Raw genomic sequence first — 20,015 nt, forward strand, 5'->3', positions numbered from 1 at the left:
ATGGGCGCAGGGGCGCCGTTGTTAATAGATGTCCTTGGAAAACAGCGTGAAGGGCGTCTTGATCAGAATCTTGATATCAAGCCACAACGACCAGTTGTTGATGTAGTTGAGGTCGATTTCCACGCGTTTTTGCATCTTGTCGATGGTCTCGGTTTCGCCGCGGCAGCCACTGATCTGCGCAAGCCCGGTGATGCCCGGTTTGATCCGATGGCGCGCCATGTATGCGCGAATTTTGCCGGTGTAGTAGTCGTTATGGGCGACGGCATGCGGACGAGGTCCGACCAACGCCATATGCCCTTGCAGAACATTGAAGAACTGCGGCAATTCATCGATGGAGGTGCGCCGTATAAAGCGCCCGATCGGTGTAATGCGAGTGTCCTGACGGCTGGCCTGTTGGACCTCGTGATCATCGTGCAGGCGCATGGAGCGAAACTTCCAGACCTTGATGATCTTGCCATTCCAGCCGTGGCGCTCCTGTTTGAAGATGACCGGGCCGGGAGAGGAGATTTTCACCGCTAGCGCAACAACCAGAAGCAGCGGACTGAAGCCGATCAGTGCCAGGGCCGCCAGGCTTCGATCGAGCAGGGCCTTGCTCAGCGCCGCCGTAGGGTAACTGGTCAACGGACTTTCATTGAGGTGGATGGCCGGCAAGCCATCCACCTCACTGATGGAATGATTGAGCAGGGTCATGCTGCCCAGGTCGGGAACCCAGACGACGTCCACATTCGAGTCAAGAAGATCGATGTACAGCGCTTCGACCTGTTTGGCTTCGCTCAACGACAGCGCAATGTATAGCCGCCGGATGTCGTGAACCCTGATGAGTTCGCGCAGCTCCTCCAGCGGGCCTATGACCCTGTGGGTGTTGACGCTGGTCGACAATTGGTTCGGTTTAGAACTGATCAGGCCAATCAGCGGCGGATACTCGGTCATGGCCAGCTTGTCCGCCAGTTTTACCGCCAATGGGTCGGTGCCGATAATCAGCGTGTTGTTTTGGCTGTGCAACTGCCGATGGTAGTGTCTGGAAATGGTGTGCAGCGGCAGATACAGCAAAGCCTGCAGGAAATAACCGGCAAAGGCCCAGATCAGGATCACCTCCCGGGAAAACAGCTCGCTGGTCTTGCTCAGGAATCCGATGCTGGTCAATCCCGTTAACGTCAGCATCCAGCCAAGCAACAGCCGTCCCAGGCCGTTAAGGTAACCATGCCGTTTGTGATAGACCTGCAGCAGCGAATAGGACGGAACCGAACCCAGGAAGGTGAGAACCGTCAGCACCCGATAGTGGGCGTCGATTTCACCGGTTTGATACAACGCGAGCGCAAATAGCAGTGCATTGACCGAAGTAATGGCAATTGCCCATTGCCCCCAAAAAGTGAGCCCTTTGGTTATGCTTTTGCGATTAATACGATGATGTTCCATAGCGGTATCCCTCGAGGGCGTGCGCCACGTTGTATTCAAGTCGACGGTTAATAACTGGCAGCCGCGCGCAAAGAGCCAATGTGATTCCACCAACAGTTTTATTGTCGGGAAGGAATAACGACGGGCATCTAATGAGTCAGGTAGTTTTATTCTTATGAGGGCATCAGTTGGCAAGCTTTCTCAGTGAACGGTTTTATACTAATGCCTTAATCTTTGCGGGTGTCAGACGAATTATAACGGTCGTGGTTTTTCCAGGGAGTTATAAAAGGTCGTGCATTTTTATTTGGCGTGTGACGCAAAGGCTTCTATAACGATATGACATTTACGTGTGTGCTTGCCGAATAGCAAGCAGGCGGCGGGGGGATGAAAAAAGACGGGTGTCATAACCGTTGCGCGCGGCAGTACAGGAGAGGCGAGAACACAGGGAGGGTCGGCAGTGAAAGTACGCGGTGTATCTGTTGGTGTGGGTTGTCGCTATATTCTTGTTTTTGTCGCGACGTCAATAATCAGTGAGCCACTCTAATCCTTTGTGCCAGGCAGTAGCCGCGATTCCGGACTGAACGTAGCAGCCGCTCTCCATTCGCCGCATTCTTGAACTTTGTCTGAAGCCGGCTCAAGCACATCTCCAAGCCACTGTAGTGTTCAGGGTCTTTATCAATACGCAGAATGAGATCTGTCTTGCTGAGTACTCGTTGGTCGTTAAGTACCAGTTGTGTGAGCATCAACGCTTCAGTGCCAGTCAGGGGGATAGTGATATCTTCTTTGACCAACGTGCGCTCATCGCCGTTGAACCACCAGGTTTCGGGGTTATGCGGTAATTCTTTAATTCGACTGACCGCAGAGATGAACTCTTCATCGGCCACCGGTTTTTTCAGAAAACCATCGACGCCAAAGTGAGAGAAGTGATTGAGTTCAGAGTGCTCTGAGTTGAGTGTGATCAAGATGATTTCTGCGTCTTTCTGGTTTTTTCGAATAAAGCTGACGTCGTTCAACGATATGTCTGCCTGATCGAGCAGAATATGACTGAAGCGTTTCTTTTTTATCCGTTCACAGCTGAGTTTCCCAGACTCGATTTCGAATTGAGAACACAGGCGTTGTGCAAGTAGCGCCTCTATAGCTTGTCGGGCAAGTTGGTCGCGGGTAAAAACTAGAAAGTTACTGCTGGGGGTATTCACAATTAAGGCTCCTTCCTACATAGGTGAAATCATTAAGGCTTAAGTAACCTCGGTGGGCGAGTAGTACCTGCCCTGGAAAAAATCGAAGGGCATGCTTCGGGCCAGCGTATGCAGCGCGCTATGCTCTACGCGGTCGGCGATGAATTTGATTTTGCTGTTGTGGATCATGCTGCTCAGGCAGTCATAGGACCGGTTGAAAAAGTCCTGGCTTTTGTCGACCATGATGTCGAAGTTCGATTTTGTCAGGTCGACTTTTACATAGTCGAAAAAGTCCAGGCTGATCAGTGTCTCGGCACTGTCATCGCTCAGGTCATAACCATCGAATGCGATTTCGACCCCGTTATCCTTCAACAAATGAATGTGACTGATAATGGTTCTTTTTTCTTTTAAGTTGATAGCCCTGAACGAGCCTTCCTGAATGCTGGGTACTAATTGTTGCCCAAGACCCTTAAGTGTCACCTGCAGGCTGGTCATTTCCTTGATCAAGGCGTTATCCAATAAAGAAGAATGACTCATGGTCACAAACTTCCGGTTCGGGGTCGTCGCGAACGCTGTTGGAGTAGCGGCAGAATGCGGAGTGGCATTCAATTGAATTCGCGCCAGTACCTCACGATAGAGGGCCAGCGGATGAGTAGGGCGCAGTGGCTGATACGCGTTAAGGTGCGCGTGATGTTTTATGGCCTTGGCATAAAACTCACTACCAAACAAATCATTGTTGCGTCTGAGTATCGACTGCCTGAAAAAACTTAAGGTGAAGCTTTCTTGAATTGAGTGTTGCTTGCTTGGTTCCATGACTCAGCTCCTTTGAGGGGATTAAGTTTTCTATTTGGCAGACATGACGCCTCGTAACAGTCGGTAGCCATAACCTCGAACGCTATGGATAATGTTGATTCCAAAGTTTCTTTTTATTTTGTTTCGAAGGCGGCTGATGGACTTTTCCAGGACGCGCGAATCGTAGAGTCTTATATTCAGTCCCATGGCTTCGGCAATACTGTCATGGTGCAAAATATTGCCTTGCGCGTTGATAAGCGCATCCAGTACTTTCATTTCTTGATAAGCAAGGTCCAGTTTTAGTTTGTCGTCACTTAAATGCAGGCACGTTTGATCCAGGGTTAACCTGATCGAAGGTCGCCATTCAGGACTGTCGAACAAGACAGATATCAACTCTGCCTTTTTGTCCGGGTCGTTAGGTGCGTAGATGCAATGATCGGCGCCGGCCCGGTAACATTCAATCTTGGCGTGCGGAGAATTATAGTTAATATTGGTGATGACAACTAACTCTGCATATTTCTCGCGTAACGTTCCGATAAGTTCCAGAGTGTCACTAAGAGCATAGGCATCGTCGATTTCTATCACTATGGCGCCAGGCGCCTCGCCTTCAACATCAGGTTTTAGAACATTAGTGCGATCTAATGTATGCGCGTGTATAGGGTTTGTTACGCTTCGCGGCTCTAACGCCTCTCCCGAATTCCAATTGTGTCCAATGGCAAGAATGCTCTTTTGGTCATTTTTGATCGTGTTATCCGTACTCATCATGCTAATGACTCTTATGTGCTGGCGTCGCAATCTTAATACACAAAATACTGAAGTTATCTGACGTTTTATAACATTCGCCTCGCTGGGAGACCCGCCGAACTGGTCAATTCGTAGCGATCAATTTCATTCGGCTCAACGACATAGCTACTTATCGAGGTTGTATCTCGCTTGTTTTTGTGAGAGGCGACTAGTTGATACGAGATTTGTCAGGCTGCCCGGGATCTCCGGGTTGACTTTTTCAAGGCTGCACTAGCAAGGGCTTCAAAAGTGGGATATGAGTGGGCCGCGTATCAGGCGCCATAAGGGGGCAGATCCAGAGAATTTCGGGTAGAAACTGTGCAGTGTTCGCATTTTTTATGCCTTGAAATTCACTTATAAGAATATTCTAGAATGTTCTATGAGTGATGCCGGTGCGCCGTTCAGAGTAGTCACCGCAATATCGCCTCTTTTTAGGGCGGAATGAGTGGTGGCGTATTTTAGTTAAGGTTTTTTGTATTGAGTTTGTAATGCGCAGCTAAAAAAGTCGGTTTTTTAACTAGTAGGTATTCTGCCTGATTATCGAAGAAACGATAAGTACTGATATCATTATGATATTGAAGTGACATCAATTTGACGTCATTCTTTATGTTGTTCGGAGCATCGCGTTTCGCTGTAGTGCTCGTGGGCACCAAGAGGGATGGCAGCGATGCATTCTGGTGCAGAAAGCAGATGATCCAGCGCCAAACCCGATCAGCTCTGGTAATCAAGAGCACTGACTTAGTGTCGGCCCAACGCAATGGGGTCGGTGTACGGCGACTGCAGATCCCGCTCCGGGATTTCCCAGATGATCAGGTTCGGCGGTGTCTCTTTGAAGGCTGGGTTATTGATATAGCTGTTTACGGCACCGGAAAACGCCCCCATCTTTTGCGAAATTGCCCACGGTGGCGCCCAGTGCCTGCTGCATGAACCCTGCGAAGTTCGAGTTGCGCGAAAATGAGGTTCCGATCAGAGCAGTGCCGGGCAGGTTGGCATCGCCAAACAGGGTGCCTTCATCGTCGGGGTTGTTGGCTGACACACCGGGAAGTTCGCGGATGCTGGTTTGGGCGACCATTTCGGGCGTCGGTTGCCATTTGAGCGGCAGCCAGTCGATGCCTGCCAGATGCACCAGATCCCCAGGCCGTAGCGCGAACGGAGCATGACTTTCGGTGAACGACCTGCGTGGCGTTGCGCTAATACCCAGGGTTTTCAGGTGCTGTGCGATGGACTCGGCGGCAGCCTTGGCGCCGGATTCGCTCCAGTGCGTGTCGGTACGTAAGTAGGCTCGGGGCCCCAGCGATGTCAGTGCGCCGGTCAGGTCCAGATTCGCCACCCCGGCCACATTCAGCTTCGAGGTCCATGCCTGGATTCGCCCTTCGAGAGACGCCGGGCGGTACAGTGAACAACGTTGCACAGAAGCGATGCGGCTCTTGTCTGGAACGATGACTACGAGCAGGTTGATGCCTTGTCGGAAGAGCTGCTCCTTCAGATCAATGACGGCCTGGGCCTTGGCATCGGCATTGAGTTGCGCCTGATGGTTGACCTTGAGTTCATCAGCCAGAAATAACCAGTCAGTGCAGCCTGTACGAACCCTCGGCCCCGTGTCGCCCAGGAGCAGCCAACTCGCCCCGCGCTCCAGCTCGGCGAACAGGGTCGCAACGGAAGCTTTCGACAGCGCCTTGGCGATTTCATGGGTGACACCTCCGTCGAGAGTCTGCGCAGTAGATAAATTTGCCGATACTGCGTCGAGTTGCCCTGATCCGATCAGCCGTCCAGAGGACAACAGCCCGAAGAACAGAAATATCAACAGCGCCGCGCCTGCCAATGGGCTGCCGCGTGCAGCCAAATCATCTGGCTGAGTTGGGGGAGTGCTGTGCTCTGTCATTGTCATCAGAATTGAAAGTACAGGAAGGGTACGGTTTCGCGACTGGCGATCAGCGCGAACGACAGCATGAAACCGACGATGGGCCAAAGGGCTGCGGTGCAGAACGCCAGGCCGGCCAGTTGTTTTTCAGCATAAGGGCGTAGCAGCGGCGCAACGACACCGAATACACCCAGCAAGGCCGCAAGGCCGTGTATCGGGCGCAGGGTCGTGGACAGTTCCTCGCCGAGAGCGATGCCTTGCAGGCCGAACTGTCCGGAATAGAGGCGCAGCGCGCTGTGAAAATCGGGGGCGCGGAACAGGGTCCAGGCCAGGCAGACGAACAGCAGTGTCAGCCCATGGGCAAGCACTGGCGGTATCGGGGGCAGGGTGGAACGGCTCCAGGCACGATCAATACACAATGCGATGCCATGGACGCAGCCCCAAAGCAGATAATTCCAACTATCGCCACCATGCCAGAGGCCGGCGATGGCCATGATCAGGAACAGGTTGCGATACGTTGTCCAGGGACCGTTGCGATTGCCGCCTAGCGGAATATAAAGATAGTCGCGTAACCAGCTGGACAGTGACATATGCCAGCGGCGCCAGAAGTCCTGGATGCTGTTGGCCAGATAAGGACGGTTGAAGTTCTCCGGAAAGTGGAAGCCGAGCATCAGTCCCAGACCAATGGCCATGGCGCTGTAGCCGGCGAAGTCGAAGAACAGCTGCAAGGAATAGGCAAGGCAGCCCAGCCAGGCGTCAGCCAAGCTTGGGTTCTGCACCTTGAACGCCACATCGACCACGGGCGACAGGGTGTCGGCCACCAGAACCTTCATGCACATCCCGACCATGAAACGGCGTGCACCCAGCGAAAAGTTCTGCACGTTGAAGTAACGCCGGCGCAACTCTTGCCGGACCCAGTCATAGCGAATGATGGGGCCGGCGACCGAATGGCCAAACATCGAAATATAGGTCGCGTAATTGATGAAACTGCGTTCGACCGGCACGGTGCGACGATGCACATCCACCAGATAGGAAATCGCTTGTAACACGATAAATGACAAGCCGGCCGGCATGATCACTCGCTGCCAGGACAACGGCATGGCCCCGTACCAGACAATGGTTTCGTTCAACGTGCTGGCGACGATGTTGGCGTACTTGTACCAGCAGAGCACGGCGGTGTTGAGCACGATCAGTGCCACGAGTCTCCGCACACGGCCCTTGTCATCTTGTCGTGAAGCATCAATCAGCAAGCCGCCCACCCACGCCGTGATGGTCAGCATCACATGCACCGCGAGGAACCGTGGGCTCAGCCAACCATAAAACAGCCAACTGCCGATCAGTAGCGTGACGTTGCGCCAGTCGGGTGGGCTCAACGCGTAGGCGAACAGGAACAGCGGCAGGAACAACGTCAGAAACTCGAGAGAGGCAAAAACCATGGTGGTGACGCAATCCGATTAGTGGGCCAGGACGTCAGTCGCAAGCAACAGGTACGGGCCATTAGCGCCAGGCAGGAGCACCACGCTGTAGCGCTCACCGGCCTTGAGCTGACCGAGATCCAGCGGCACACCGACATCGGTCTGGGAGCAGACCAGTTGCACCGAAAGGCTGACGGGATTAATCGCGCGGCGCTGCACGCTACCGCTGGCCACATCCTTGAACAATTCAGCGTTCACCCGTGCGGCGCGCAAGCCGGCCTGGGGGCAAGTGGGATCGGCGTTAATAAACGCCAGTGAGGCTCTCAGGCTATTGAAATCATCGGGCTGCTCGCGGATGACAATCGGGCGCAGACCGTCAGTGCCGTCCGGCAATGCAATCACCGTAGCGAATTCACCGGCCATGACCTGAATGTTCAGCGGCTGGCTTTTGCCGCTGCGTTCAAGGGTGCCCTTGATCGGCTTGCCGACGGGCACCGAGAGGTAGTCGGACACGGCATTCTGGCCTTCGAGTTGCAGGTTTGCCCGCGAGCCTTCGGCCTGAATCTGCAGCGGTTGGTCGGCGGCGTTGATGAAGCGCAGGAACGCCGAGTCCTGATCCGGGCCCGTCGGGTACAAAGTAATGTCAGCGCCTTGGGCATGCAGGCTCAGCAACAAGGACAGGGCCGCTGCAAGTTCGGCTCGGGTCATTTGCCGGCTCCTTTGCTGGCGAGGCTGGCGGCGGGCAGTTTGGCCAGTGCGCTGCCGATCGCAGTGCCCCACGATTGATAGCCAGCGACGGTGAAATGCTGCCCGTCGGTGGTTATCCATTGCCCGGGTTTGGAGAACGCCAGCGAATCGATGAAGGTGCACGGCGCAACGTTGGCGGCCAGAAACTGAGACATCAACTGGGTGCGGGCATCGTTTTTCTGGTACATGCCACCCGCTTTGCCCCAGGCAGGACCTACCCAGGCGCAACGGGTGCCTGTGGCGGCGATGGCCTTGGCCAGGCCGGTGACGCTTTGCCAGGCCCAGGCTTTCGGAAACACCGGTTTGTCATAGGACGCCATGGTGTCGCCGATGACCAGTACCACCAGGTCGGGTTTGTCGGCGGCGATCAGGTCCTGGATCGGTGTGGTGCTGGCTTCGCGGCCCTTGATCACCATCTTGTCGCTGCCTTTGCGCTCGGCACCGCAGTCGACCTTCTTGCTGATCAGCCAGTCGGCTGCGCTGGCACCGCAGGCACCAATGGAGTGAACGAGGGCGCCTTGGCGGGTCAGGTTGTCGTGCAGTGGCTCCAGCAAATGGTCCGAAAGGCTCATATGGCTCTCCCCAAGGACAAGGAGGGTCAGGCCGGCGAGGGCAGAAGTGGGCATCGAAAACTCCTGAATGATCAGTTGGAATAAGGTGAGGTATAGGGGCTGACCGGCAGGCTCATGGGGCCGCTGATGTCCTCGAAGAGGTAGCGCAGCGACAAGGCGCCGCTGAGTTGCTGGTAGTCGCGGGCGTTGTCCAGGCCCAGGTTGGCGCCCAGCAGGAAGTTCGAACCGAACTTGTATTCGGCCGCCGCGGCGAGGCTGTAACCGATCCCGGTTTTACTTTGCTCGGCGTAGCGCAGTCCCGATGCCGCTTGCAGGGTTTTTTCGGTAGGGAAATAGTCGGCGCTGTCTTGCTCGAAATGCTGCACGCCGACAGACGTCTTGACTTGATAGGTCAAGCGCCCGGTGCGTTGTGACCAGATCACCGGGATGCCCAGGGCAAAGAATGTCTGTGGGCTGAAATAGCCGCCGTGGCCGTAGGTGAAATAATCCTGATTGTTGGCGTAGCTCATGCCGGTCATGCTCAGGCCGACGGTCAGCTTGCTGTCTGTCACATTTTGCAGATACCAGTAGACGCCGCTGCCCAGTTCACTGCGGTTGTTGGCCTCGACATGGTTGCCCAGCAGTTGGTGCCAGGATGCGTAGCCATAGGCGCCGACTTCGCTGTCGTCATAACTCAACTGGCCGCGCGCGCCATTGGCGGTGACACCACCCCAGGACTGGCCGCTGCGTTTGTCTGTGGTGCCGGCAAACGAGGTGACGCTGTCGGTCACCGGGCGCCGGGAAATGTTCACGCCGTAACGGACATTGGAGGTGTCGCTCAGCGCTCGGTCGACGCTGATGCCACCCGTGGCGGTGGTGTATTTGAAGCCGAGCGGGGTGCTGCCAAGATCGGCTTTGAGTCCTTCAGCGGGTCTTTCAATAGCGACGGCAACGCCGACACCCTGGGCTTTTTGCGAACCGGCACTGCCGCCCTGTGCTCCGTTGCCAAACCGCTGCAATGACTCGCCGCTGACGCTGCCCGCGTTCAGCGAGACCGGCGTCACGCGCAAGGCGAGGCGACTCTCTTCCAGCGGGATGTTGATTTGCAGGGGCGTTTCAATATCCGTCAGTTTGCTCAGGCCGGACTCACTGTTGTTGGTGCGTATGCTCAGTCCCTGGACGACGTAGGCGCTACGCTCCTGGAGGAGCTGATTCAGTGCTCGTTGTGCGGGGCTGATGTCCTCGCTCACCACCACGGTGCGCGGCAGTCGCGACTCGAATGGATTACTCACCAGTGGTTGCCTCGCAGAGGCATCGACGCCCATGACAGGGGACGTGGGCGTTTCCTTGGCCTGCTGCGGAATGACGTCCGAGGATGTTTTGCGGCTGACATCGCTGCGTTGGCCGGATATCCCCGAAAAAGGGTTGGGCGCCACCCCCGAACCTGTCAGTTGGCCGTTCTGGAGTCGGCGTTTTTCGCTCTGCTCGATGGCCACGGCTTTGCTCAGTAGATCAGTCGCCGTGCCGGTCTGGCCCATGTCCTGGTAAAGGCGTGCGGCTTGCGTGAGCATTTCAGGGCTGCTGGAATCGATCTTGAGCAACTGTTGCAGCGCTTGTTGGGCAAATGCAGTGTCATGGGCCAGCACCGCGGCGTTGGCGGCACCCAGCAGCAATTGCGGGTCGGCGGGCTGGCGCTGCAACAGCGGCTTGTAGAGTTCAAAAGCTTTTGCTGTGTCGCCATTGGCCGAGTACATCCGCGCCAGGGCCGCGACTGCCGCGCTGTCACCGGGACGTTGCGCCAGTGCGGGCGCCAGCGTGTCATAGGCACTGACCAGATCGCCTCGTTCGCGCAACTGGTCAGCCTGACGGATGCGATAAAGGAAAAGCAGGTCGTCGAAACGCTTGCGAGTCGGCACGCTTAAAGGCTGGTTCTGAAGGTCACGCAGAATCGCGTTGACCTGGGCATCCTCTCCGGATTTCAGCAGCAGGGTGGCGTATTGCAGAACGAAGTCTGCCGTGGGCGCCGTTGCCTGATGCAGTTGGCTGCGCATAAGGTTGAGCGCTTTGCCCGAATCACCGACGTCGAGATAGGCCGAGGCCAGGCTGGCGGTGCGCTGCGGGCTATTGCTGGCCAGCGGTTGAAGGCGATCGAGCAGTGCCAGGGCTTCCTGACGTTGCCCGCGTTTACCTAACTCGATCGCATGGCTCAGTTGCAGGTTGAGATCGACATCCGCGGCCAGCGCGTCCATGTCCGGTGTGCGCTGGTCAGGACGCAAGCGTCTCAGGGTCGATTGGGCGTTGCTCCAGTCGCCCATCTGAACTGACAACAATGCGCTGACATACAGCGCATCGGCATTGTCGGGCCGGGCTTCAAGCATCGTGTTGATTAGACTTCGGGCCTTTTGCGGCTCGCCCATCGCCAGAGTCAGGCGGGCCAGGGCGAAGCGCGTCCAGATGTTGTCCGGCTCGTATTGCAAGGCATCCTGCAAGGCGCTTCGCGCGGCAGGCAGGTCGTTACGTTGCTCGGCGAGATTGGCCAGTTGCACCGAACGCAAGGCTTGCAGGCGTCCCGACTGACTAAACGTTGCCTGTTGGGACGCCGGCAAGGTGTTGAGCAGTTGCAGAGCTTCATCGCCTTTGCCATTCGCCACCAGAACATTCACCAGCCCTTCCAGTGCCTGCGGGTCATCCTTGCGCTGGCTTAGCACATGGCGATAGCTACGTTGTGCGTCATCGAACGCGCTCTCGCGGGTCTGAACATCGGCCAGGGTGAGACGAGCATCCAGCCCGTTAGGGACCAGCTGCAGCGCCTGGTTTACCAAGCTCCGCGCCTGCGTTGCCTGGCCTTTGACCAGAGCGTCCCGAGCCTGCTGCAATGCAAGCCAGTAGCGAACATCGGTCAGCGCTGTTTGCCATTGGTTGGCGCCATTTTGTCGTGTGGCCTTGGCCAAGAGCTTTTCCGCTTCGGCCAGTCGCTGTTGTTGCTGGCGGATAACACCAAGCCCACCCAACGCATCGGCATCGTCCGGCCGGGTATTCAACCGCGCCTCAAAGGCTTGTTCGGCCGTGACCTGATCGCCTTCTTTCAGCGCTTTCAGACCGCGAGCCAGCTCGGCTGGCGGTTGCCAGTCCTTGCTGCCCGCCGTCGTTACCTGTTGCTTGCCCTTGTTCATTTGCGCCCGGATTTCTACGTCATCCGGATGAGTCTTGAGGTACGTCTCGAACAACGGGATTTGCGTGGCATCGGGCGGGCCGATCCAGCTCAACGCCAGGCGCCAGCTTTCGTCGGCATCCCCGCTGATATCGGCACGCCGGGTCAGCCCGGCCAAGGTGCGGATGCCCTCGGCGCGGCTGTCTTCATGGCGTACCAGATGCTTGGCGTAAAACAGCGCGACGATCGAGTCGTCGGGCATTTCACGCTGCAGGCGCTGAAACCCGCTTCGCGCTTCGGGCCAGTCAGCCTGATTGAAGGCCAGGTTGTTGTAATACTCTCGGCCAATCACGCCTTGAGCGGAACTGGCGCCAAATAGCCCACGAAACACGGCGGTTGCCTTGTCACGCTCGCCGGCATCGACGAGACGGCGTGCCTCCTCCAGACGCTGGCGGTTCTGCGGTTGTGCCAGAGCGATGTCCTGCGCCAGTTGGAGTGCCTGGCGCGGCAGTGGCTGGACCGCTTGCAGGCGGACGAGGTATTGCTGCGCCTGCTGTGGCTTTTCCAGCTGCACACCGATCAGGCCCAGGCCATACAGGGCATCGACCTGGACAGGGTCCAGCAGCAGCACTTTGAGCCAGACTTCCGCCGCGCGTTGTGGGTTTTTATGCAACTGCCAGTATTGTCCCTGCTCGATGAGCAATGTCTGCGGCGTCGGGTTTTGGGCGTGGGCAGCCGTGGCTGTCAACGCGCTCATCACGGCGATGGTTAGCGTGCGGTGGTGCGCGTGCATGGGGTCTCCCAGGACAGTTTTAGCGTTCCGTCTTCCCGGAATCGGTAGTTTTTATCTGCCCAGCCGAGCGCGAACAGGCTGAGCATCAAGTTGTAGTAGCGAGGCGGGCCCGCGCTGGCATCGGGTCTGGCCAGCGCTTCACGCAAGGCTTGTTCCGTGTTGTGCCGCAGCATGAGGGCGACACTGGATTGTCCCTTGGCATGAAAGTAAGGAATCAGGGCTGCGTGGAATCCGAACGGGCCCTGACCTTGAACACGGCCATGCAGAACCTGTACTGATTCCGGTGGGAAACCGTTCGCGGCACTGAGGCGTGCCATACCGTCGAGCTGCTTTAACAGTGGCGTCGCAAGTCTTTCCCTGGCGTCACTCATACCCAGCCAGAGGTATACGCGAATGGCGTCGTAACTCCCCGTTTCGCCCTTGATCGGATCGCTGACGAAGCCCCCCGATTGGGTTGAAGTACCTTGATAGCCGACCCAGTCGGCAACGAAACCGTGGTGGCTTGATTGGCTAATCATCGTCGCCGTGTTGCGTGCAATGGCTTGCCAGGGGCCGGAAGGTGCTTGCTTGGCCAGTCGCCGCAACAGGGGAGTGGCAGATAACTGGGGTTCAGCCGCCAGAGATGATTGGGCTGGATGAAGCCCTCTGGTCCGGGCAATAGCATCGGCCCCAGACCGGGCAGATCAACGACCAATTGCGTTTCGATTATCGCCATGAGCCGCAGGGCGTCCTGGCGGTAGTCCGGCCGATGCCACAGGCGTGCGGCTTCGAGCAGGGCGTAGGCGAACCACAGGTCGGCGTCGGAGGCCGAGTGGTTGTCTTGCAGACGCCATTGACCGTCCTCGCCTTGCCCCCATAACCAGCCCGGCAGGCGTGTGCCAATGGATGACTCGGCGAGGTTCGCGGTGGTCCAGCGCCACAATTTGTCGAAGCGTTGCGGATCGTTGCCGATAAGGGCGAAGAGCATGCCGTAGGACTGGCCTTCAGACGTGCTGTGGTTTTTCTCGAGGCTGGACTCCAGAACCCGGCCATCGGCCTGAACGAAGCGCGATGCATAGGCTTGCCACAGCGGCCACGCCGACTCTGCGCAAGGTTGGCCGGCCGCCATCGCGGGTGTTACCAGCGCCAGCGCCAAAACGTTCAACCAGCGCACGGACCCGCGCAGGCACTGACGTAATGACGCGCGCTGGCAGTCCATGGCCGACGACGGCATGCGCGGCTTACTGACCAAGACGACGCTTGGCCCGCATGCGCAGGGACAGGTAGGCCAACGAGGCCAACAGCAGGACTCCGATAAGTGTGACCAGTGTGAGCGCCAATACGTTTTGCGAGAGATACCACTGCACAAAACGCAACGGCCCCAATCGCCCGACGTAGTAATCCTGTTCGGCGACCAGCGATTCAACGTGCTTGCCTTTGATCACCACCAGACTGCCTTGCAGTGCGTGGGTGTTTGCCTCGCTGCTGAGCAAGGCATCGGTCACATCGGCGAGGCCACTGGGCCTTGCGCTGGCGATAAACACCACACTGCGCCCACTCTTGAGTGGCGATTCGAATCCCGTCAGATAAGCACCGCCGTCTTCGGCGGAGAACCTGAGGCTGTTGCGCGCCTTGCGCACATTGATTTGCGTATCCGGGCTGAACCAGTTGCGCACGCGCAAGGACAGGTCGGACAGCTCGACGTACTGCTCATCCCCTTCGGCCCTGGCCGGCAGAAAACTCTGCCATTGCTCCAGCAGCGGCTGGTTATTGCCTGACGCGAGGACCAGTAAATCCCGATCGCGTTGCTCGGCCAGTTGGTCGGCGTGGACCACTTTCAGGCCCGTGGCCGGGTATCCGGTGGAGTCGCCGAAGCGACCGAGCAGGGTCAGGTAGGTGCTGAGGTCGGCCGGGCCCGGATCATTGGGTAAAATCACCGAGGTTTCGGAAAGATCGGCCATGCGTGTGAACGGAAAACCGCTGTCCTTGAACACACCGAGATTGGGCATGGCCATAAAGTGGTCGTAATGGCTGAGGTCCAGCGTCGAGTCCGGATCGATCGCACCGCGCATGTTGTCGATAATGATGTCGCGGCAATCGCCCTGCTTGATGTAGTCATACATAAAGCGCAATTGCAGGCGCGATTGCAGGGCTACCGAATTGAGCGGTAAAAGCATGCGCGATGTGCGGGCCAGGCTGTCGTCGGTTTTGAGCATCGCCAGCAGGCTGTCGCTATTGCCGAGTTTCTCGATGGAGGGGAGTTCGATCGACTTGATCAAAGTGTCGTTGAAGCTGACAAGTAACGAAGAGTTGGTGGCAATCGGTTGGGGTGTGTATCGGTACTTCAAATCAAGCTGCGCACCAGGCTCACGCCAGTTGAACAGGTCCGGTGGCAAACGCAGGGCAACCGTCATTTGCCCCGGGTTATAGCCCGACACGTTGAGTTCGGCAGCCTTCGCCAGTTCACCCAGACGAACCGGGCGATCAGAGGGCAGCCAGTTGGGCGCATCGTAAGGCTGGCGTGGCTTGATCGAGTCGATGCGATCAATCGCCACGCTTTGTCCGGAAAAGGCTGATCCGCCGAGCGCCAGTGCTGTTGCGGCGATTTTCAGATCGGCGCCATCACGCCCGGAAACGACCAGAAGCTTACCTTGAGGGTCATTCGGGTTGCTGATGATCGTCAATCTCGGACCCGCGACCTCTTTGATCTTGAGACCACTCAACGTCGCTGATTCGTTACTGCTGACAAACACCACGGCGTTGCCCGTGGGCGGTAGCTGGGTAAGATTGACGGGGAAGTTCGCGCCACGATAGCTGGCCAGGGCGCCAAACCAGGAGGACAGGATACCGGCGGCTTCCAGTTCGGCTGTACCAGGCTGTGAGATAAACACGAACGGCAGCTTTAAGGGCAACGCGTCTCGTGGATCGAACAAGGGCAGTGGCAGCGCGGACAGATCATTGGGCTGTGGCACCGAAGACACTTGGAGGCTCAACTGGCTGGCGTTGTCGATCCTGGCCCACAGACTGGAGTGCAAAGGGTCTTCGCATTGCATCGTGTAGTGACCGATGAATTGCAGGCTGAGCCGATTGAATTCGGTAATCATCTGCGGCGGGATCTGCACGGTCCGGGTCTGCGACCTGCCGGCCTCTTCCTTGGGCAGGGGCAGGCTGGCGGCTACCTGATCGTTAACCAGCACGTTGATCTGCGAAAGGTCGGCCAGCAGTGCCGGCGAGTAGCTGTATTGCAGCGTGACCTGCGCCGCCGTGACGACTTCATCGGCGCGCACATCGAAGTTCACGCTGTCCGTTGCCTCCACACCCTTGAGACTCATCGAATAGTTCTTGCCCAATTCCTTGAGCGTGCGGGTATAGCGGCTGGTCGCCGCATCGGTCAGAGGCTGCGGTGTGATCGTCGCCGTTGTGGTGCTGGTTTGGGTGACAACACTCAAGGCCACATCGCTCCAGCCCAATAGGGTGCAGGCGATAAACATGAGTGAGCGGCGAGGGGTAGAGGTCTGGCGAGAGGAGCGGTTCAAGATCGGTGCATTTCCGCAGTAGAGTCGATAGGTGATGGTGTGTTCGAACGCTTGCGCAGCAGCGCCTGGCCGTCTTTAAGGGTGGCCATGAACAAGCCGAGAATGGCGCGCAGGCCGATGCGGCTGACTTCCCGCAGCGCCGACATCGGGGCGTCGAGACGGCCGTTACCCCAAGAGCTGGCCCAGGTATCGGCCCGTGAAAACGTGAGTCGCACCAGTTCGCTTTGCAGGCGCAGCGGCATGGCATCGAATTGCACGCCTGCCACATTGCCGTGGTTGAACATCGCAGTTGCAGGAAAGAGGCTTGAGGGCGGTGTACACAGAATGCTGAGTTGCAGCGACTCATCGGGACAGAGTCGAGTGTCGTCTGGCAGGTTGAGACCAACGCCTTTCTGCGAGAAATTCTGGGTTGTGCAATCGAACCACGTGCCATCTTGACGGTGGACGCGCACGGGAAGATCGGCGGGCACCCTGGGTTCGGAGCGTATCTGGGAGGACTCACTGGCGACCGCTACAGCGGTGCTGACGATGATGATGTTGTAGAGAGTCCAGACCAGATTGATCATCAGGGTAGCGACCTCGGCGCCATCACCCCCGATCAGTTTCACCGAACCGATTGCCAGGCCAAGCATGTTTAAGGTCAGCAAAACGATGTAGGGCCGCGCGAGCTTCCAGTCGAAATATTCCTTTTCGGTGGTGCCACCCTTATCGGTCACGTTGAAGGTCCCCAGCGAAGGGTTGATCAGGGCGAACAGCACGGGCCGCATGATGTACCAGGCCAAAACCGACTCATAGACTTCGTTCCAGAAGGAATGACGAAAGCGTCCCTGGATGCTGGAGTTGGTCAGGCTGGAATGAAAAATATGTGGCAGCACATAGACCGTCACCATCAACGCGGAGGCGTGGAAAATCTGCGCGCCGAAAATCAGATAGGCCAAAGGTGCGGTCAAGAACACCAGGCGAGGCAGGCTGTAGAAAAAATGCATCATGGCGTTGAGGTAACAAATGCGCTGGCCCAGGTTCAGGCCTTTGCCAAGCAGCGGGTTGTCGGTGCGAAAAATCTGCGCCATGCCCCGCGCCCAGCGTATGCGCTGACTGATGTGGCGAGAAAGGTTTTCCGTGGCAAGACCCGCCGCCTGCGGAATAGCGAGATAGGCGGTATTGAAGCCCCGGCGATTGAGCTTGAGCGCAGTGTGCGCATCCTCTGTCACGGTTTCTGTGGCGATACCGCCGACTTCCAGTAGATGAGTGCGTCGCATGACCGCGCAGGAGCCACAGAAGAATGTCGCGTTCCAAAGGTCGTTGCCATCCTGCACCAGGCCGTAGAACAACTCACCTTCGTTGGGGACCGATCGAAATGTATCGAGGTTTTTTTCGAATGGATCGGGTGAATAGAAAAAATGCGGTGTTTGCAACAATGCCAGGTTCGGATCCTTGAAAAACCAGCCCATGGAAACTTGCAAAAAGGAGCGGGTGGGAACGTGGTCAGCGTCAAATATGGCGATGAACTCGCCATCGGTAACTTTCAGCGCTTCGTTGAGGTTACCGGCCTTGGCATGCTGATTGTTGTCGCGGGTGATGTAGTTGACACCGATCTGCTCGCAGAAAACCCTGAACTCCTCCCGACGTCCGTCATCGAGGACATGCACCCGCAACTTGGCCTCTGGCCAGTCGATGGATTGGGAGGCGAGCACGACCAGTTTGACGATGCTCAAGGCTTCGTTATACGTGGGTATAAAGATGTCTACCGTCGGCCATTGATCGGGCGCCTGCTGCAAAATCTGTGGCTTGCGGTGCAGCGGCCAGGCTGTCTGGACATAGCCAAATACCAGGACGAGCAAGGCGTACAGCTCGGCCAGCACCAACCCGTAGCCAAATACGGCATCCAGCCAACTGTCAAAATCCAGGGTGTCGGTCAGGCGCCAGTACATATAGCGTAACGATGCAATCAACGAGAGGGTGATCAGGGTCAGGATCGCTAATCGCCCGGCGTGTTTGCGGATGATCAGGCTCACGGTGAAACACACCGCGGCGAACGCAGCCTGGGAATACAGATCAAGGGGGCGGTAAGGATGCCCAGCAGCAACAATGCTGCCATCAGCCCGGCCGAAATTTTCAGGCCCTGGCGACAGCGCTTGGGCCATCGGCTGAATCGAGCGTGGAATGTTTCCAGTAGCCCCTGCAACCGCCAGGTCTGCGCGGGACGCACATTGAGCTGGGCCGTCATGGCGCGAGCTGCCCGTCGGCTAGATCCGGCGCAAGCAAGGCGCGAACCATGCGCGCGAGCGAAAATATGTCCTGACAGCCAATGCAATCCGGTGAGAACTGCAGCGGGTCGCGGTTATAAGCCAACGATTCGTTGAGCTGGTGATCGAGACGAATCGTGCTGATCAGATCACTGCCGAGGCGCCGCTGAAACAGCAGGCTCATGTCCCGGCTGAACGAACGGGAACCCTCCTGTTGGTTGAGCACATACCGGTGCTGTTGCGCACGTCTTCTGCTGGTTTCAAGCCACTGCGCCATGGTATCGAGCGCCAGGTAGGAGGCCGCATCGGCCACCGTGATGACCAACACCAGATCGGCAGCATCCAATGCCTGTTGCGAATAGACGTTCGCACCTGAAGGCGTGTCCAGGATCACGGTATCGTTTTCACTGAGATTCATCGACACAAGGTGCTGATTCAGCCAGTCAGAATCCTCGAACATCTGCAGCTTGAGCGACCTGCGATCGTTTGCGCTGCCAGCCCCAAAGGGCAGGTACTCGCTGTCGCAATAGCCAGGCAGACAATGGGCGCTCCAGTCGGCGTCGGGCTGTTTCAGCTGGATCAGCCCAGGCCCCTGTTTAATGGCGCTCAAGTGACTGGCCAGGGCGTTTTGAGGATCGAGGTCAATCGCGATGGTTCGCCCGCCAGGGTGCCCTAGTGCTTTTGCCAGCCCGGCAGCGACAGTGCTTTTACCCACACCGCCGTTTGCAGAAACGATAGCAATGACCTTTGCTTTGGTCTGCTTGCGGGGCATTGGCAGACCGTCTCTGCGAATCTGGTTCAGTTCGCGCAAGAGTTCGCTCAAGCGTTGGTTGTCACCCGGTGTGGAGGCCGTCGTTGCCTCGTTCGGCAAGGGGGCCGTCACGGGTGAAGGTAACGAAGTGACAATGTTTGTTGCACGTTCCATGTGCGGGCCAATCAGTAATAAAGGGGGTGGGTGCATCAAGCAGAAACACTGCGGTAGTTGCTTGGGGCAACGCCTCGGTGAAGTCTTGCTCAATCATGGATGTTGCAAGTGGGGTCAAGCCATCTTTGAAATTTTTGTAGCTGGGTTGTATTTCCTGGTAACTACCCGCAGTCTCACCGAAACTTTCAAAAAGTTTAGTCACGTCGTCTACATATTTCATGCGTTATACCGGGAATGAAATAATTCAGGAACTCAGAGTTCGTTAACCTGACGAGGCGGCTGCTTTTTGGTTGATGGCGTTATGGCGCCATCTTCTGGTGTCTGTGTCTGGGTGTCAATGATTGTTATAAAATGTCAGAGATAGTTGTGGGTCGTCCGATGCTGAAGTTTTTGATACAGCGGAGGCTATCGATGATGAGCCTGTAGGCCTTGTGCTAGACGCTGTACTGTGGAAGCTATTTAGGGGTTGGAAGTTTTATTCCGTCAATAGATGAGTGCGCTGAATTAAATGAGCTTCCCTGAAGGAATGACGGGTGGTGAGGGTTTTATATGTGCGAGAAGTACTGGGTAGTTGGTTTTGTGATGGATGCGTATCTATTGAAATGTGGGGTTTGATAGGGGCGGGGTTTGTTATTGGGCTGGCGGCCGCAAATCTTCTATTGTTTT

11 protein-coding genes and 3 pseudogenes are annotated in these 20,015 nt (G+C 56.9%); all 14 read right to left on the minus strand.

Going from position 1 to position 20,015, the window contains the following annotated elements:
• Window positions 1-21: 21 nt before the first annotated feature.
• A complete protein-coding gene (locus RHM58_RS24195; RefSeq protein ID WP_201257173.1) occupies window positions 22-1,416 on the minus strand; it encodes an undecaprenyl-phosphate glucose phosphotransferase in 1,395 nt (464 codons plus the stop codon).
• Between the two features lie 506 nt (window positions 1,417-1,922).
• Window positions 1,923-2,591, minus strand: a complete 669-nt coding sequence (locus RHM58_RS24200) for a response regulator (RefSeq protein ID WP_322268389.1) — start codon at window positions 2,589-2,591, stop codon at window positions 1,923-1,925.
• Window positions 2,592-2,630: 39 nt separating this feature from the next.
• Window positions 2,631-3,383 (minus strand): EAL domain-containing protein, encoded by a 753-nt coding sequence (locus RHM58_RS24205; protein ID WP_201257171.1) that lies wholly within the window; start codon window positions 3,381-3,383, stop codon window positions 2,631-2,633.
• Window positions 3,384-3,413: 30 nt separating this feature from the next.
• Window positions 3,414-4,127 carry a winged helix-turn-helix domain-containing protein gene (locus RHM58_RS24210; protein ID WP_322268390.1) on the minus strand — a complete coding sequence of 238 codons (714 nt, stop codon included), beginning with the start codon at window positions 4,125-4,127 and terminating at the stop codon, window positions 3,414-3,416.
• 756 nt (window positions 4,128-4,883) lie between these two features.
• A pseudogene (locus RHM58_RS24215) lies at window positions 4,884-6,027 on the minus strand (alginate O-acetyltransferase AlgX-related protein).
• A gap of 5 nt (window positions 6,028-6,032) precedes the next feature.
• On the minus strand, window positions 6,033-7,442 hold the full coding sequence (locus RHM58_RS24220; protein ID WP_201257168.1) for an MBOAT family O-acyltransferase: 1,410 nt from the start codon (window positions 7,440-7,442) through the stop codon (window positions 6,033-6,035).
• Window positions 7,443-7,460: 18 nt separating this feature from the next.
• Window positions 7,461-8,129, minus strand: coding sequence for an alginate O-acetyltransferase AlgF (locus RHM58_RS24225; RefSeq protein ID WP_201257167.1), 669 nt, complete (start codon window positions 8,127-8,129; stop codon window positions 7,461-7,463).
• On the minus strand, window positions 8,126-8,794 hold the full coding sequence (locus RHM58_RS24230; protein WP_201257166.1) for an SGNH/GDSL hydrolase family protein: 669 nt from the start codon (window positions 8,792-8,794) through the stop codon (window positions 8,126-8,128). The genes RHM58_RS24225 and RHM58_RS24230 overlap by 4 nt, the downstream gene beginning before the upstream one ends.
• Window positions 8,795-8,811: 17 nt before the next feature.
• Window positions 8,812-12,663 carry a cellulose synthase subunit BcsC-related outer membrane protein gene (locus RHM58_RS24235; RefSeq protein ID WP_322268392.1) on the minus strand — a complete coding sequence of 1,284 codons (3,852 nt, stop codon included), beginning with the start codon at window positions 12,661-12,663 and terminating at the stop codon, window positions 8,812-8,814.
• Window positions 12,639-13,876, minus strand: a pseudogene (gene bcsZ / locus RHM58_RS24240) (cellulose synthase complex periplasmic endoglucanase BcsZ). Before bcsZ ends, RHM58_RS24235 begins: the two are co-directional and overlap by 25 nt.
• Window positions 13,877-13,883: 7 nt before the next feature.
• Window positions 13,884-16,133, minus strand: a complete 2,250-nt coding sequence (gene bcsB, locus RHM58_RS24245) for a cellulose biosynthesis cyclic di-GMP-binding regulatory protein BcsB (protein WP_201257176.1) — start codon at window positions 16,131-16,133, stop codon at window positions 13,884-13,886.
• Between the two features lie 41 nt (window positions 16,134-16,174).
• Window positions 16,175-18,405, minus strand: a pseudogene (bcsA, locus tag RHM58_RS24250) (UDP-forming cellulose synthase catalytic subunit).
• Window positions 18,402-19,235 carry a cellulose biosynthesis protein BcsQ gene (bcsQ, locus tag RHM58_RS24255; RefSeq protein ID WP_322268393.1) on the minus strand — a complete coding sequence of 278 codons (834 nt, stop codon included), beginning with the start codon at window positions 19,233-19,235 and terminating at the stop codon, window positions 18,402-18,404. Before bcsQ ends, bcsA begins: the two are co-directional and overlap by 4 nt.
• A 22-nt stretch (window positions 19,236-19,257) precedes the next feature.
• Entirely contained in the window at window positions 19,258-19,569 is a 312-nt protein-coding gene (locus RHM58_RS24260; RefSeq protein ID WP_322268394.1) for a hypothetical protein, read from the minus strand.
• Between the last annotated feature and the right edge of the window lie 446 nt (window positions 19,570-20,015).

This window comes from Pseudomonas sp. 10S4, from assembly GCF_034344865.1.
Lineage (GTDB): Bacteria > Pseudomonadota > Gammaproteobacteria > Pseudomonadales > Pseudomonadaceae > Aquipseudomonas.

Excerpts from the sequence above, each read along its gene's own strand:
- RHM58_RS24195 (WP_201257173.1), bottom strand. The coding sequence starts at position 1,416 with ATGGAACATCATCGTATTAATCGCAAAAGCATAACCAAAGGGCTCACT.
- RHM58_RS24205 (WP_201257171.1), bottom strand. The coding sequence starts at position 3,383 with ATGGAACCAAGCAAGCAACACTCAATTCAAGAAAGCTTCACCTTAAGT.
- RHM58_RS24210 (WP_322268390.1), bottom strand. The coding sequence starts at position 4,127 with ATGATGAGTACGGATAACACGATCAAAAATGACCAAAAGAGCATTCTT.
- RHM58_RS24220 (WP_201257168.1), bottom strand. The coding sequence starts at position 7,442 with ATGGTTTTTGCCTCTCTCGAGTTTCTGACGTTGTTCCTGCCGCTGTTC.
- RHM58_RS24225 (WP_201257167.1), bottom strand. The coding sequence starts at position 8,129 with ATGACCCGAGCCGAACTTGCAGCGGCCCTGTCCTTGTTGCTGAGCCTG.
- RHM58_RS24230 (WP_201257166.1), bottom strand. The coding sequence starts at position 8,794 with ATGCCCACTTCTGCCCTCGCCGGCCTGACCCTCCTTGTCCTTGGGGAG.
- RHM58_RS24235 (WP_322268392.1), bottom strand. The coding sequence starts at position 12,663 with ATGCACGCGCACCACCGCACGCTAACCATCGCCGTGATGAGCGCGTTG.
- bcsB (WP_201257176.1), bottom strand. The coding sequence starts at position 16,133 with ATGTTTATCGCCTGCACCCTATTGGGCTGGAGCGATGTGGCCTTGAGT.
- RHM58_RS24260 (WP_322268394.1), bottom strand. The coding sequence starts at position 19,569 with ATGAAATATGTAGACGACGTGACTAAACTTTTTGAAAGTTTCGGTGAG.